Source organism: Streptomyces sp. NPDC096132 (genome assembly GCF_044763345.1).
In the GTDB taxonomy this organism is placed as follows: Bacteria; Actinomycetota; Actinomycetes; order Streptomycetales; family Streptomycetaceae; genus Streptomyces.
On record NZ_JBIWGA010000014.1, the window covers coordinates 194991 to 208569 of the forward strand.

Annotated in this window: 14 protein-coding genes and 1 tRNA gene; 4 read left to right on the forward strand and 11 right to left on the reverse strand. The window is 71.7% G+C overall.

Annotation, left to right across the window (positions count from 1 at the left end; translation table 11 throughout):
• Positions 1-41: 41 nt before the first annotated feature.
• From ACIRF9_RS30795 to ACIRF9_RS30815, 5 genes are all read right to left on the reverse strand, one after another.
• A complete protein-coding gene (locus ACIRF9_RS30795; RefSeq protein WP_403828618.1) occupies positions 42-590 on the reverse strand; it encodes a SigE family RNA polymerase sigma factor in 549 nt (182 codons plus the stop codon).
• A gap of 248 nt (positions 591-838) precedes the next feature.
• Positions 839-2008, reverse strand: a complete 1170-nt coding sequence (locus ACIRF9_RS30800; RefSeq protein WP_403828620.1) for a lipid-transfer protein — start codon at positions 2006-2008, stop codon at positions 839-841.
• Positions 2005-2406 (reverse strand): MaoC family dehydratase, encoded by a 402-nt coding sequence (locus ACIRF9_RS30805; RefSeq protein WP_403828622.1) that lies wholly within the window; start codon positions 2404-2406, stop codon positions 2005-2007. The genes ACIRF9_RS30800 and ACIRF9_RS30805 overlap by 4 nt, the downstream gene beginning before the upstream one ends.
• Positions 2403-3302, reverse strand: coding sequence for a bifunctional MaoC family dehydratase N-terminal/OB-fold nucleic acid binding domain-containing protein (locus ACIRF9_RS30810; RefSeq protein ID WP_403828624.1), 900 nt, complete (start codon positions 3300-3302; stop codon positions 2403-2405). The genes ACIRF9_RS30805 and ACIRF9_RS30810 overlap by 4 nt, the downstream gene beginning before the upstream one ends.
• Positions 3303-3525: 223 nt before the next feature.
• Positions 3526-3840: a hypothetical protein gene (locus ACIRF9_RS30815; RefSeq protein WP_403828626.1), complete on the reverse strand. Its 315-nt coding sequence runs from the start codon at positions 3838-3840 to the stop codon at positions 3526-3528.
• Positions 3841-4211: 371 nt separating this feature from the next.
• Between ACIRF9_RS30815 and ACIRF9_RS30820 the strand changes: the two genes are divergently transcribed.
• Positions 4212-5117 carry a bifunctional DNA primase/polymerase gene (locus tag ACIRF9_RS30820; RefSeq protein ID WP_403828628.1) on the forward strand — a complete coding sequence of 302 codons (906 nt, stop codon included), beginning with the start codon at positions 4212-4214 and terminating at the stop codon, positions 5115-5117.
• Between the two features lie 103 nt (positions 5118-5220).
• Here ACIRF9_RS30820 and ACIRF9_RS30825 read toward each other — a convergent pair whose 3' ends face one another.
• The 4 genes from ACIRF9_RS30825 to ACIRF9_RS30840 all read right to left on the reverse strand — a co-directional run bounded on the left by ACIRF9_RS30825 (position 5221) and on the right by ACIRF9_RS30840 (position 8430).
• Positions 5221-5862: a hypothetical protein gene (locus ACIRF9_RS30825; RefSeq protein ID WP_403828630.1), complete on the reverse strand. Its 642-nt coding sequence runs from the start codon at positions 5860-5862 to the stop codon at positions 5221-5223.
• 152 nt (positions 5863-6014) lie between these two features.
• Positions 6015-6491 carry a 4-oxalocrotonate tautomerase family protein gene (locus tag ACIRF9_RS30830; RefSeq protein ID WP_403828632.1) on the reverse strand — a complete coding sequence of 159 codons (477 nt, stop codon included), beginning with the start codon at positions 6489-6491 and terminating at the stop codon, positions 6015-6017.
• A 159-nt stretch (positions 6492-6650) separates the two neighbouring features.
• Positions 6651-6737, reverse strand: a tRNA-Ser gene (locus ACIRF9_RS30835).
• Between the two features lie 67 nt (positions 6738-6804).
• Complete coding sequence (locus tag ACIRF9_RS30840) at positions 6805-8430, reverse strand: S1C family serine protease (protein ID WP_403828634.1); 1626 nt, start codon at positions 8428-8430, stop codon at positions 6805-6807.
• Positions 8431-8687: 257 nt separating this feature from the next.
• Between ACIRF9_RS30840 and ACIRF9_RS30845 the strand changes: the two genes are divergently transcribed.
• From ACIRF9_RS30845 to ACIRF9_RS30855, 3 genes are all read left to right on the forward strand, one after another.
• On the forward strand, positions 8688-9524 hold the full coding sequence (locus ACIRF9_RS30845; RefSeq protein ID WP_403828636.1) for a glycerophosphodiester phosphodiesterase: 837 nt from the start codon (positions 8688-8690) through the stop codon (positions 9522-9524).
• Positions 9525-9739: 215 nt separating this feature from the next.
• A complete protein-coding gene (locus ACIRF9_RS30850) occupies positions 9740-10378 on the forward strand; it encodes an ATP-binding protein (RefSeq protein ID WP_403828638.1) in 639 nt (212 codons plus the stop codon).
• Between the two features lie 494 nt (positions 10379-10872).
• Positions 10873-11838 (forward strand): DUF5926 family protein, encoded by a 966-nt coding sequence (locus ACIRF9_RS30855; RefSeq protein WP_403828639.1) that lies wholly within the window; start codon positions 10873-10875, stop codon positions 11836-11838.
• A 279-nt stretch (positions 11839-12117) separates the two neighbouring features.
• Here ACIRF9_RS30855 and ACIRF9_RS30860 read toward each other — a convergent pair whose 3' ends face one another.
• The gene (locus tag ACIRF9_RS30860; RefSeq protein WP_403828640.1) at positions 12118-12699 is read right to left on the reverse strand and encodes a hypothetical protein; all 582 of its coding nucleotides are present in this window, start codon (positions 12697-12699) and stop codon (positions 12118-12120) included.
• A 56-nt stretch (positions 12700-12755) separates the two neighbouring features.
• Positions 12756-13421, reverse strand: a complete 666-nt coding sequence (locus tag ACIRF9_RS30865) for a bifunctional DNA primase/polymerase (protein WP_403828642.1) — start codon at positions 13419-13421, stop codon at positions 12756-12758.
• Between the last annotated feature and the right edge of the window lie 158 nt (positions 13422-13579).

Genomic DNA, 13579 nt, shown 5'->3' on the forward strand with positions numbered 1-13579 from the left:
AGGTCACTTTAAAGCCCGGGTCGAAACACCATGTCGGCACGCTAGCGGACAAGTCCCAGCTCAGGGTCCTCGCGCAGCTTGCCGAGGGCCCGGGACACCGCCGATTTCACCGTGCCCACGGAGACGCCGAGGACTTCGGCCGTCTGGGCCTCGCTGAGGTCCTCGTAGTACCTGAGGACGACCATCGCCCGCTGCCGGTCGGGCAGCTTCATGATCGCCCGCCACATCGCGTCGTGCAGCGCCTGCCGCTCGGCCTGGTCGTCCTCGACGGGCGCGGGCTCCGGTTCCGGCAGCTCGTCGCAGACGTACTCGTCGACCTTGCGCTTGCGCCACTGCGAGGTGCGCGTGTTCACCAGGGCCCGGCGGACGTAGCCGTCGACCGCCCGGTGGTCCTCGATCCGCTCCCACGCGACGTACGTCTTGGTGAGCGCGGTCTGCAGCAGGTCCTCCGCGTCGCTCGGGTTCGCCGTCAGCGACCTGGCGGTGCGCAGCAGCACCGGCTGACGGGCTCTGACGTACGACGCGAAGGACGGGTACGGAGAAGGCCGCCTCTTGCCGTTCGAGGCGCTGGTGCAGACGGGTGTGGTCATGGCTCCACGCTAGGAGCGCACCCCTCTCGGGCGGATCGGCCGCAGGTGCCGAAGGCTAGTCCCCCTCAGGTTGTAGGGGTGGTGCCCGCTCCACCTCCTGAAGGTGGACGGGAAGAGGGCGAGTACTACGGGATGACCCCTGAGGGACGCCGGAGGGGATGAGGGGGTGGACACCGGGGCCCAGGGGGTGGATGCCGGGGCTCACGGGGTGGATGCCGAGAGCTCAAAGGGTGGACGCCCGGCCGGGCTCAGCCGTCGGCGGTCAGGACCAGGCCGGAGGTCGGCACTCCCGTCCCCGCCGTCACCAGGATCCGTTCCGCGTCCGGCACCTGGTTGACGGAGGTGCCCCGCACCTGTCGTACCGCTTCCGCGACGCCGTTCATCCCGTGGAGGTACGCCTCCCCGAGCTGGCCGCCGTGGGTGTTGAGCGGCAGCCGGTCCTCCGCGACGAAGCCGGCCGCCTCGCCCGGCGCGCAGAAGCCGAACTCCTCCAGCTGCATCAGCACGAACGGCGTGAAGTGGTCGTACACGATGCCCACGTCGATGTCGGCGGGCGCCAGCCCGGAGGTGCGCCAGAGCTGGCGGGCGACCACCGCCATCTCCGGCAGGCCGGTCAGGTCGTCGCGGTGGAAGCTCGTCATCTGCTCCTGGGCCCGGCCCGCGCCCTGCGCGGCCGCCGCGACCACGGCGGGCGGGTTCGGCAGGTCACGGGCTCGCTCCAGCGAGGTGACGACGAGCGCCTGGCCGCCGTCCGTCTCCTGGCAGCAGTCCAGCAGCCTGAGCGGCTCGGCGATCCAGCGGGAGGACGCGTGGTCGGCGAGGGTGATCGGACGGCCATGGAAGTACGCCGCCGGATTCGCCGCCGCGTGCCTGCGGGCCGTGACGGCGACGGGCCCGAAGGCCTCCTCCGGGGTCAGCCCGTACGTGTACAGGTACCGCTGGGCCGCCATCGCCACCCAGGAGGCGGGCGTGAGCAGCCCGAACGGCATCACCCAGCCGAGCGCGACCCCTTCGGCGGTGGGTTCGCGGTGTCTGACTCCCGAGCCGAAGCGGCGGCCCGAGCGCTCGTTGAAGGCGCGGTAGCAGACCACCACCTCGGCCACACCCGTGGCGATCGCCAGCGCCGCCTGCTGCACGGTCGCACAGGCCGCCCCGCCGCCGTAGTGGACCCGGGAGAAGAAGGACAGCTCGCCCATCCCGCAGGCCTGCGCCACGGTGATCTCCGGGCTGGTGTCCATGGTGAACGTCACCAGTCCGTCCACGTCGGCGGGGGTCAGTCCGGCGTCGTCGAGCGCGGCCCGCACCGCCTCCGCCGCCAGCCTCAGCTCACTGCGCCCCGAGTCCTTGGAGAACTCCGTCGCCCCGATCCCGGCGATCGCCGCCCGCCCTCCGAGGGCGTCCCGCGTCCGTACGCTCACCGCGCACCCCCGGCCGGGGCGGGGACCGTGAGCGTCACCGTGCCGGTGACATGCCGGCCGATGCCGTTGTCCCCGGTCACCCTGACCACGGCGGTGTCCCCGTCGATCTCCTCGACCGTGCCCCTGAGCACCATGGTGTCCCCCGGGTAGTTGGGCGCCCCGAGCCGGATGGCGACCCTGCGGAGCACCGCCGTGGGCCCGAAGTGGTCGGTGAGATAGCGGCCGACCAGGCCGTTGGTGGTGAGGATGTTCATGAAGACGTCCGGGGAGCCCTTCGCACGGGCCGCCTCGGGATCGTGGTGCACGTCCTGGTAGTCGCGCGAGGCCAGCGCACCGGCGACGATCAGGGTCCGGGTGATCTCGATCTCGAGCGGGGGCAGCGCGTCACCGGCCCTCACACTGTCACCCCCCGGAACACGGGCAGCGTCAGCTCGTCGTCGTACCGCCGGAACTCGAGCCGCACCGGCATCCCGATCCGCACCTTGTCGTACGGCACCCCGACCACGTTGCTCACGATCCGCACCCCCTCGGCGAGTTCGACGAGCGCGACCGCGTAGGGAGGGGCGAAGGCGGGGAACGGCGGATGGTGCATGACGACGTACGAGAAGACGGTCCCCTCGCCGGCCGTCTCGACGGTGTCCCACTCCGGGCCGCCGCAGGCGTGGCAGCCCGGCAGCCACGGGAAGCGGAGGCCGGCGCAGGCGGTGCAGCGCTGCAGCAGGAGACGGTGATCACGGACGCCCTCCCAGAAGCCGGCGTTGTCGCGGTTGACGACGGGCCGGGGCCGGCGCTCCTTCGGCTCGGCCGTGCGGCGGGCGGGCGCGTACTTGAGGATGCGGAAGCGGTGGGTGCCCGCGAGATCGGGGCCGGCCCTGACGTCGGTGCGGGTGGTGACGAAGTAACCGGTGCCCAGCTTGGTGGTCTTCCGCTCCGACACCGACTCGATCACCGTGTCGAAGGTGACCTCGTCGCCTGGGCGCAGGGGGCGGACGTACTCCTGCTCGCAGTCGGTGGCGACGACCGCCGTGCAACCCTCCTCGTCAAGAAGGGCGAGCAGTTCCTCGTAGGGCCGGGCGCGGCCCGAGGGTCCGGCGAGGCCGCCCATGGTCCACGCCTGGAGCATGGTGGGCGGGGCGATCGCGTCGGGCCCGGTGTACGCGGGGTTGTGGTCGCCCAGGGCCTCGCACCAGTGCCGGATCATGGGCGCGTTCACGGGGTCGCGGCCGGTGCCGGAGACGGCCGCGGACCGGCCCTCGTAGGCCTTGAGGCGTGGGTAGAGCCCGTCGTCGTCCACGGTCGCCGCTCCCTCCGGTGCGCCGGTGCGTCTATGCCCATTCCCGGGGCGGTTTCTGACTGTCCGTCAGATAAAGGGAGCTGTCAAGGTCACCGCAAAGAGTGTCGGGGCCACCCGGACACGTCCGCGCGGCGGCACCGAAGTACCGCCGCGCGGACGCCGCACACCACCCCACGGAACACACCGGACGGAGGCCGGGGGCCGACACCCCGGCCTCCTCAGCTCACCACCACAGCGGCGAGAAGGAGACCGCCGTGTTGCTGTTGCCCTGGTTGAGGGCCGTGCCCAGGGAGCCGTTGACCTGCCCGGTGTTGCTCTGGTTCGAGGCGCCCGAGCCGACGGCGTTCTGCTGGGTGGTCGAAGAGTTGCCGTTGTTGTCGCGCCCGACACCGCTGCCCACGATGCTCGCGACACCCGCGTTCGATCCGTCGTCCGCGGCACCGCCGTTGTCCGCCACCGCGACGCCGGTGAAGAGGGCGGCTGCCAGCGGAAGGGCGGAGACGGCGGCGATGACGCGGGCGGTACGGATGCTTGCCATGTTGGTCCTCCAGAACCATCGGTATACGCAGTACGAAGCCTTGAACCACGGCTTCCACCAGGGCGGTTGGCCGACCGACCCGGTGCGGTGACGACGTCGCGAGACCAGAGTTGCCCACCGGATCCCCGGCGAACCACCCCGCAAGCCGTGATTAGCACGCAAGCGTGATGACAAGTCGATAAACCCCTAGCCGGACCTTTCTCGAACGGGACGCCATAACCCCTGGCAAGTCGGACACCTGTCACGCAGGCCCCACAAGAGGTGAAGCGTTCCTCCGCCGTTCCGGCCGGTCGCCGGCCCGTCGGCGCGTCGCCCGCACGGCATCGAGGCCTCCCCTTCCCTTTTTCGAACACCAGTACGACACTGAATGCATGGCCACCACCGACCGGAACGGCACCCGGCACCCGGACCGGCACCCCCGACAGGCCAGCACCCTGGCCCTCGCCCACGCCCTGTCGGCCGCCGAACGCGGCCTGGCAGTCATCCCCCTGTCCCGGACGAAACTCCCGGCCCTGCGCTCCCCCCACCGCCCCGAGGACCCTCCTTGCCACGGCGAGTGCGGCCGCTTCGGCCACGGCGTGTACGACGCCTCGACCGACCCGGCCCGCATCCGCGAACTCTTCTCGGCCGCCCCCTGGGCCACCGGCTACGGCATCGCCTGCGGCCTGCCGCCGCACCATCTGATCGGCGTCGACCTGGACACCAAGTCCGGTACGAACTCCACGGCCGCCCTGCGGCAACTGGCCCTGCGGCACCTGTTCACCATCCCGCCCACCGTCGTGGTCGTCACCCCCTCCGGCGGACGTCACCTCTGGCTCACCGGCCCGGCGGACGTCGTGGTCCCCAACTCGGCCGGCCGCCTCGCCCCCGGCATCGACATCCGGGGCGCCGGCGGCTACCTGGTCGGCCCCGGCTCCCGCACGGCCCACGGCGCCTACTCCACGGCCCCCGGCACGGCCCACCTCGCCCCGGCCCCCTGCCCCCGCGCCCTCCTGCGCCTCCTGCTGCCGCCACCCCGCACACCGGGTCCGGGAGCGGGCGCGGGGTCCGGGGCGGGTGGCGCACACGGCCGGGGCCTGGTCCAGTTCGTCCTCGCGGCCCACGAGGGCCAGCGCAACACCCGGTTGTTCTGGGCGGCCTGCCGGGCCTACGAGGACGGCATCGGCGAGACACTCGCCGACGCGCTCGTCGCCGCCGCGGTCCGCACCGGCCTGACGGAACGCGAGGCGCGCTCGACGATCGCCTCGGCGGCACGGATGGCTCGTCCCGCGGAGTGACGCTCCCGATCCTAGGACTGGTCGGTCCTGCGGCCGGTCGGTTTACGGCCGGTCGGTCCTGCGGCCGGTCGGTTTACGGCCGGTCGGTTTACGGCCGGTCGGTTTACGGCGTGAAGACCTGCTCCAGTCGGTGGATGGCGCCGTCGTCACCGGTCTCGTACCGGAACACCAGCCCGGAGTCCGGGTGGGCGTCGACCCAGTCGATCAGCTCCTGGACGCCGATGCGCTGGTTCTCGGTGCTGTCCGTGATCGGGGTGACGGCGGTGACGTACGCGGCCTGGTCCAGCGCCCAGCGGCTGTCCTCGCCGGTGACGACGAAGGGCGCGCCGTCGGTGTCCTTGCCCGGGCAGCCCCAGGCGCCGTGCTGGATGACGAGGTTCACCTTGTCGGTGATGCCGTCGATCTCCTCGACGCGGTAGAGGGCGATCTCGTCGGGGTCGACCTCGTCCGGGGTGGGGGGCTTGTCGGCGCACCCTGCGGCGGGGGTGGAGGCGGGGGCGGCCGTGGCGGGAGGAGCGGAGGAGGGCTTGGAGGTGGAGGTGGCCGACGGGGCGGTGGAAGGCGTGGCGTCGGCGACGGATCCGGCGGGCTTGGCGGAGGCGGTGGCACTGGCACCGGAGGTGGCGCCGCCCCCAGCCGCAGACCCGGCGGCGGCTTCGCCCTTCTCGCAGCCGGTGAGCACGGCGGTCAGCGTGACAGCGGCCGCGATCGCGACGACGACGGGTCTGAGTCGGTTGGCCTTCATCTGGGACATCCCCCCTGGTCACGGGGCGGCCCAGTCGGCCGCACCCCGGAGCGGGACGGTAACAACGGCCCTCTCCTCGGCACAGCACAGCAAGCCCTTGCGTCACACAGCCGGGACAAAGCCGTCACGGACCAGGGACGGGTGTGACGAGGTCAGGCCCCGAGCGCCGCGCGGACGGCCTCGGCCTTCTCCTCGGTGAACACGCCGCTGTCCAGCAGGGAGAGAACGGACAGCACGCCACCACTGGATCCCCAACTGCCCTCGTCGATCACACGGAAGGTGACCCACCAGGTCGGCAACGGCGCCTCGAGACCACAGGCTTCGGCCATCGCGGCCAGAACGCGCTCGATGACCTCGGCGCGGACCTCCGGGCGCCAGTCTCCGTCCATGACCGTCACGTCGATCACCATGACGTCGAGATCCCGCTCGGCATCGACCAGCAGCCGCCCGCCGATGGCCATCATGTCGCGCTCACGCTCGACGAAGTGCACCTGGAATCCGACCCGCGCGGGCGGCGCGAACTGCCCGACCTCCGGCACCAGCACCGCATCCGTCAGCGTCCCGGCCAACGCACGGCGCTGCTCCAGGCCCAGCCGGCCCTTGGCGGTGTTCACGGTGATGACGGTCACGCCAACCTCCTATGACGATCGTTATATCGGCAGCGTACACGCCGCTATAACAAGCGTCATAACGGGACCCCGAACCGGACATGAGAATGGCCCCTGCCCGGAAACCCGGGTCAGGGGCCATATGCCTACGCATTGCGCACTACGGCACTACGCATCACGCGGAGACGGTGGGATTTGAACCCACGGTGACATCGCTGCCACGACGGTTTTCAAGACCGTTCCCTTAGGCCGCTCGGGCACGTCTCCCCGCGCCGCCCGTCGGTGATCGGCGGCGCGGGGACAAGAGTAACGGGTGGGCACGCGCGCGTGGGGGTCAGTTGTCGCCCGTGCGGGAGCCGAGGGTGAGTTCGACGGTGTGGGACTTGCCGTCGCGCTCGTAGGTGATGGTGACCTTGTCGCCGGGCTGGTGGGTCCAGATCTCGCCGATGAGGGTGGGGCCGGAGTCGATCACGGTGTCGTCGAGCTTGGTGATGACGTCGCCAGGCTTGAGGCCGGCCTTGTCGGCGGGGCCGCCCGACTCGACCGCGGAGGCGCCGCCCGAGCCCTGGTCGGTGATCTTCGCGCCGCCCGACGCGTCCTCCAGGGAGACGGACGCGCCGATCTTCGCGTACACCGGCTCACCGGTCTTGATCAGCTGCTGGGCGACGTACTTGGCCTGGTTGATCGGGATGGCGAAGCCGAGGCCGATCGAGCCGGACTGGGAGGTGCCGCCCAGGCCGCCGCTGCCGGTGGACTGGATCGCGGAGTTGATGCCGATCACGTTGCCCTGGGCGTCGAGGAGCGGGCCGCCGGAGTTGCCGGGGTTGATCGAGGCGTCGGTCTGCAGGGCGCTCATGTAGGAGGAGGAGCTGCCGCTGCCGTCCGAGGACGCCACGGGGCGGTTCTTCGCGCTGATGATGCCCGTCGTGACCGTGTTGGAGAGGCCGAAGGGGGCGCCGATCGCGATCGTCGAGTCGCCGACCGCCACCTTGTCCGAGTCGCCCAGGGTGAGCGGCTTGAGGTCCGACGGGGCGTTCTTCAGCTTGATGACCGCCACGTCGTAGCCCTGGGCGTGGCCGACGACCTCGGCGTCGTACTTCTTGCCGTTCGGGAAGGTGGCCGTCACCTTGCCGCCGTCGACCGCGTCCGCGACGACGTGGTTGTTGGTGACGATGTGGCCCTGGGTGTCGAAGACGAAGCCGGTGCCGGTGCCGCCCTCGCCGCTGCTGGACTCGGCCTCGATGGTGACCGTGCTGGGCAGGGCCGAGGCGGCGACACCCGCGACGGTGTCCGCGTCCCGCTTGACGTCGCCGCCGCTGGTGGAGGCGGAGACGGTCGTCGAGCCGGTGTTGTCGTCGTTCTTGGCGAGGGTGTAGCCGAGGCCGCCGCCCAGGCCGCCCGCGACCAGCGCGGCGACGAGGACCGCGGCGAAGAGCCCGCCCCGGCCGCGGCCGGACTTGGGCGCGGGCTGCTGGTAGGAGGCGCCCCAGGCGGGACCGCCGGGACCGCCTGGGCCACCGGCGCCGCCCGCCGCGGCGGCACCGCCGTCGCCGTACGCGTGCGTGCCCGCGCCGGCTTCGGCGTAGAGAGGGGTGGTCGGGGGGTTCTGCCAGCCGTCGGTCGCGGTGGCGGCCGCGGCGGGCTGTGCGGCGGCCGGTGCGGGCCAGTCGCCGTCGGCCGCGGCGGGCGTGCCGGGGGCGGCCTGGGGTGCGGTCGGCGGGGGCCAGTCGCCCTCGGCGGCGGCCGGGGCCTGCGGCGGCGAGGTCGGCGGCGGCCAGTCGCCCACCGGGGCGGCGGGGGCCGCGGGCGGGGTCTGCGGGAGGGGGGTGGTGGGGGCGCCGGCGTCCGGCGCGGGCGTCTGCGGGGCCGCGGCCGAGGAAGACTCCACCGGCACGGGGGGTGCGGACGGCGCCGGGGGAACCGGGGTGCCCTCGTTCGTGCCCTCGTTCTCGGTGCTCACAGCTCTTCTCCTCGATCCACGGCTGTTGTCGTCGGTCGCACTAGGTCTCGCCCGTTCACGCTTGTCGTCGACCCGGCGCGGCGGTAGCTGTGCGTGTGCTTTTGTACTGCTCAGCTTTTCCCACGGGCCGTCAGAGCACCATAAGCGGTGCCTGTGGGTCCGCGGGCATTCTTTATAAGGGACTTTTAGTGCACTAAGTGCGCATCCTCGAAACATCTCAGACTGTTCTCAGATGGTTCCGGTGGCACGATGACGCGGTGACCCACGTACGGCAGCACCACATTCAAGTCGTCGCTCACCGCGGAGCCTCCGAGGAGGCCCCCGAGCACACCCTGGCCGCGTACAAGAAGGCGATCGAGGACGGTGCCGACGCCCTCGAGTGCGATGTACGGCTGACCGCGGACGGACATCTCGTCTGCGTGCACGACCGACGTGTCAACCGTACGTCCAACGGCCGCGGTGCCGTCTCCGCCCTGGAGCTCGCCGATCTCGCGGCGCTGGACTTCGGCTCCTGGAAGACGAAGGAGGCGCGCGAGGCCTGGCACGCGCGCGTGGAGGACCCGGACTGGGAGGTCCGGCCGGAGGACCGCGAGGAGACGTCCGTCCTGACCCTGGAGCGACTGCTGGAGCTGGTCTCCGACGCGGGGCGCCGGGTGGAGATGGCCATCGAGACCAAGCATCCGACGCGCTGGGCCGGGCAGGTGGAGGAGCGGTTGATGCTGCTCCTGAAGCGGTTCGGGCTGGACGCGCCGGTCTCGGCGGCCGAGTCGCCGGTGCGGATCATGAGCTTCTCGGCGCGCTCGCTGCATCGCGTGCGTGCGGCGTCGCCGACCCTGCCGACGGTCTATCTGACGCAGTTCGTCTCACCCCGGCTGCGCGACGGGCGGTTGCCGGTGGGGGTGGGGATCGCGGGCCCCTCGATCCGGATCGTGCGCAACCATCCCGTCTACGTCGAGCGCCTGAAGCAGGCCGGCCACCAGGTGCACGTGTGGACGGTGAACGAGCCGGACGACGTGGACCTCTGTGTCGAGCTGGGGGTCGACGCGATCATCACCAACCGCCCGCGCGCGGTGCTGCGCCGACTGGGCCGTTGACATCCCGCACCGCACTTGTGGATCACTTCGCCGGATCACCCCATAATTCACCGCAAATTCCGCCCCACAGATCACACACACCTCACACATACCTCACGTCCCCTTGACCCCACGCCAACCCTCCCGCATCCTCCAAATCGGCCACTCCGACGAAATTCAGCCATGTGCTCACGGGGAGTGCTCCGGCGCGTTCGCTCCGTATTCGATCGTTGCGAATGCGTCTGAGGACATGGATTGGCCGGTTTCCGGTACAGGCCAATGGGGCATCCACACCGTGGCGTGGGGCGAAGGAGGTCTCGGGGGTGGCGTTGGTGGTGGCACAGGAGGTGCCCACGTCGTCGAGCATGGCCGTACCCCATGGCCCTGCGGGCGTGGGGGAGGCGAGACACCGCATGCGCGAGCAACTGCGCAGGGGCGGGGTGTCGGAAACGGTCATTGACGATGCCGTACTGATCCTTTCCGAACTTTTGAGCAACGCGTGCAAACACGGCAGGCCCCTGGGTGACGCCTTCGCCGGGGACGGCGACGTCCGTGCCGCGTGGCGGGTCGATCCGGGCGGCCGGCTGGTCGTCGAGGTGACCGACGGCGGCGGTCCGACCCGCCCGTCACCGGCCACCCCTTCGGTCACCGCGCACGGCGGCCGCGGGCTGAACATCATCACGGCCCTCTCCGACGACTGGGGCGTCCGGGACGACGCCCGCGGTGAGGTCACGGTGTGGGTCCTGGTCCACGCGGACGTGTACGACCCCGACGCCGGCTGTCGGCGCGACGACTTCGCCTCGCGGGTCGCCGCCCCCTCGGTGGCGTCGATGCCGGGGCTGGACTTCACCGACGCGTTCGACGACTTGGACTAGCCGAGTCGCTCGACGGTTCGGACTCGCCGCCACGGCCGACGGTTCGGACTCGCCGCCACGGCCGACGGTTCGGACTCGCCGCCACGGCCGACGGTTCGGACTCGCCGACACGGCCGACGGTTCGGACTCGCCGCCACGGCCGACGGTTCGGACTCGCCGACACGTCCGACGGTTCGGACTCGCCGCCACGGCCGACGGTTCGGACTCGCCGCCACGGCCGACGGTTCGGACTCGCCGGCACGTCCGACGGTTCGGACTCGCCGGCACGTCCGACGAGACGACTCGCACGCACCGACACGGACCCGTTCGACGACACGGCCTGGACGCCGCCGACACGTACCAGGACGCACGTTGCGAACAGGACCGCCGGAACGTGCCACCGTCCGCCGGACGTTGTCCACAACCGCCGCGTTGTCCACAGGTTCCCGTGGTCGCGGGTACGAACGGCTAGGCTCCCGCCCGTACCAGACGAGCCGTAACCGGGAGACACCCAGATGGCCAAGAAGCGACCCCAGACGAAGGCCGGCCGGCCGCAGCTCACCGACGGCGAGGTCCCGGTCGTAGGCGCCCGTGAGCCCTGCCCCTGCGGCAGCGGCCGCCGCTACAAGGCCTGCCACGGCCGGGCCGCCGCGCATGCCTCGACCGAGCTGGTGCAGCGTCCCTTCGAGGGCCTGCCGGGTGAGTGCGACTGGGTGGCGCTGCGCGAGCTGGTGCCGGCCGCGACCGTCGCGCTGACGCTGAAGGACGGTCTGCCGGAGGGCGTCCCCTCGGTCACGCTCGCCACGGTCCTGCCGATGGCCTGGCCCGCCCTGCGCCGCGACGACGGCTCGGTGCTGCTCGGCCTGCAGAACGACACGCCGTCCGGCGACATCAGCCGTGACCTGGCGGACACGCTCCAGCGGGCCCTGGAGGCGGAGCCGGGTACTCCGGTGCAGGCCCGGCGTGCCCCCGCGGACGGTCCGCGGATGCAGGATCTGCTCGACGCCGAAGGCGTGTTCGAGCCAGTTGTGCACGACGGTTTCGAGTTCTGGGTTCCGGACCCGGAGAACGCCACGCCGGAGGTGGCCGCCTCCCTGGAGCGCGCCAACGCGGCGGCGATCCCGACCGTGAAGCTGACCGGTGTGGACGCCGCGTACTGGTGCGAGACGCCGGACAAGAACCATCTGCGGTGGGTCATGCCGCACCCGGAGGAGCGGCTTCTGGACGCTCTCGCGCGGCTGCACGCGGCGGGCCGCTCCAGCCTCGGTGAGGGCACGCGTCTGGTGGGCTCGTTCCGGGCGCACGGCCTGACAGTGCCGGTCTGGGACCTGCCGAGCGGGGTCTCGGCGGACGACGTGGAGAAGCCGGCCGCCGAGTTCGCGGAGCGTCTCGCGGCCGCCCTGACGTCGGACGCCCCGCTCACCCCGGAAGAGCGTCGCGCCCGCGGCGGGCTCACCAACCGCCAGGTGACGCTCAGCTGAGGCACGGCCGCCGCACAGGGATCCGGCTGGCCGGTCGGTCAGCCGGACCGAGCGGGCGGAAGGCGTGACTCCGCTCACAACTCCCGCGCCCGCAAGGCGAGTCGGCGCCAGAAAACGCCGATCAGCGGGTGTCCGAAAGCCCGATGAAAACAAGAGATCGAATTTGCCTGGAGCCGATCTCTTGTTACCGTTCCAATAGCCCGGTTGCTGGTGCATCCCCCGTCGCCAGCAACCGGGTCTTTCCATGCCCGGCCGACCTGGGCAGACCCGGGCCGTGCGTCAACTGCCTTCGCCTGTAGTGGAGTTGCTGCCGGAGCGCAGCAGCAGCGGCCCCTCGCCGACCGCCCCCGAGAACTCGGCGATCGCGGTGTACGCGTCCAGTGCCTCCCGCGTCCGTTCACGGGGCGTCTCACAGGTGTCCGGCTCGTCCTCGGCGCCCACGGCGCAACGCATCTGCACCGTGCGCCCCCCGGGCCCCATGAGGCTCAGGACGGCGTCCAGGGCGCGTCCTGTGGCGTTGCGGTAGTAGCTGCGCGCCCAGGTGTCCTCGCCCTGGGCCAGTACGCAGGTCTGTGCCTCGACGCCCTCGGGGGAGCTCAGCTCGGGGCCGCAGCGGGCGGCGGTGGCCAGGCCGAGGCCGAGCAGCAGGGACGTGGGGGACGGCACGGCGGAGGGCGCCTTCGGATCCGTACCGTCGTCGGAGGACGTGAGGGAGCGCACGACCGATCGTCCTTCGTCCCCGACCGGCCCCGCGGACGCCATGGCCAGGGGCAGGACGAGCGCGCCGGCCACGGCTCCGCCGAGGGCGAGGAGACGGATCCATCGGGAGTCTGGGGGTCGCTCCCCAGAAGGAAGCTGCATACTGCGGAAGATAAGGGGCGAACGCGGGCGTCCCGGTCTGCGCGCGCCCGACACCCCTACAACTCGGGCGCGCTCACACCCGTACGAGTGAGGGCCTCGACGACGGCGTCCACCACGGCCTCGACATCGGGCACCCAGGGGGAGGCCGAGCCGGGCAGCGGGGCGCGTTCCCACCAGATGTCGCCGCGGCCGGTCTCGGACGGGGGCAGGGCGAGGTAGCCACCCTCGCCGTGGAAGCGCAGGGAGCCGGGGACGAAGTCCTTGGCGTACAGCAGCTCGCCCAGCTGCTCCATGGAGTACGGCCGTACGAGGATCGCCCAGCGGGTGGGCGAGGCGACGACCGGGCCGAGCCGCATGCCCTGCCGGTCCAGCGCCACGAGCGCGCGGGACGCCGCGAGGGCGGGGAGGCTGACGGCACAGGGGGCCGTACCCCCGGTGGCCAGGACGATCGGCGCGGCCGGCCGGTTGGTCCACCACCAGCGCACCATGCGGGCATCGGTGGTGGCCGCGAGGAGGCCGGGGTCGAAGGGATGAGCGCCGGGCATCGCGCACTCCGGGTCGGGGCAGCCGCAGCGGGACGTGCTCCGCTGGTCCGCCGTCACACCCGGGAGAACGGGCCACTGCCATTCCGTCGCGAAGGTCAGGGCCGAGTCGATCAACTCAGACCCCTTGTCGCTGCGCTGGGACAGGAGCCTGCGTCGCCTTGCGAGGATCTCGCGCATGAGCGCTCGTTCCTTTCCGTTGCACCGCTGGCAACACCGTGGGGGCCACATCACACCATGTGTCGATCACTTCACTGTGCGTACCTGTTGGCGCATCACACCCCTGTCAGCGACAAGGGGAACCCCTGGGGCGGAGCGCCGACCGCTTCCGCGGCCAC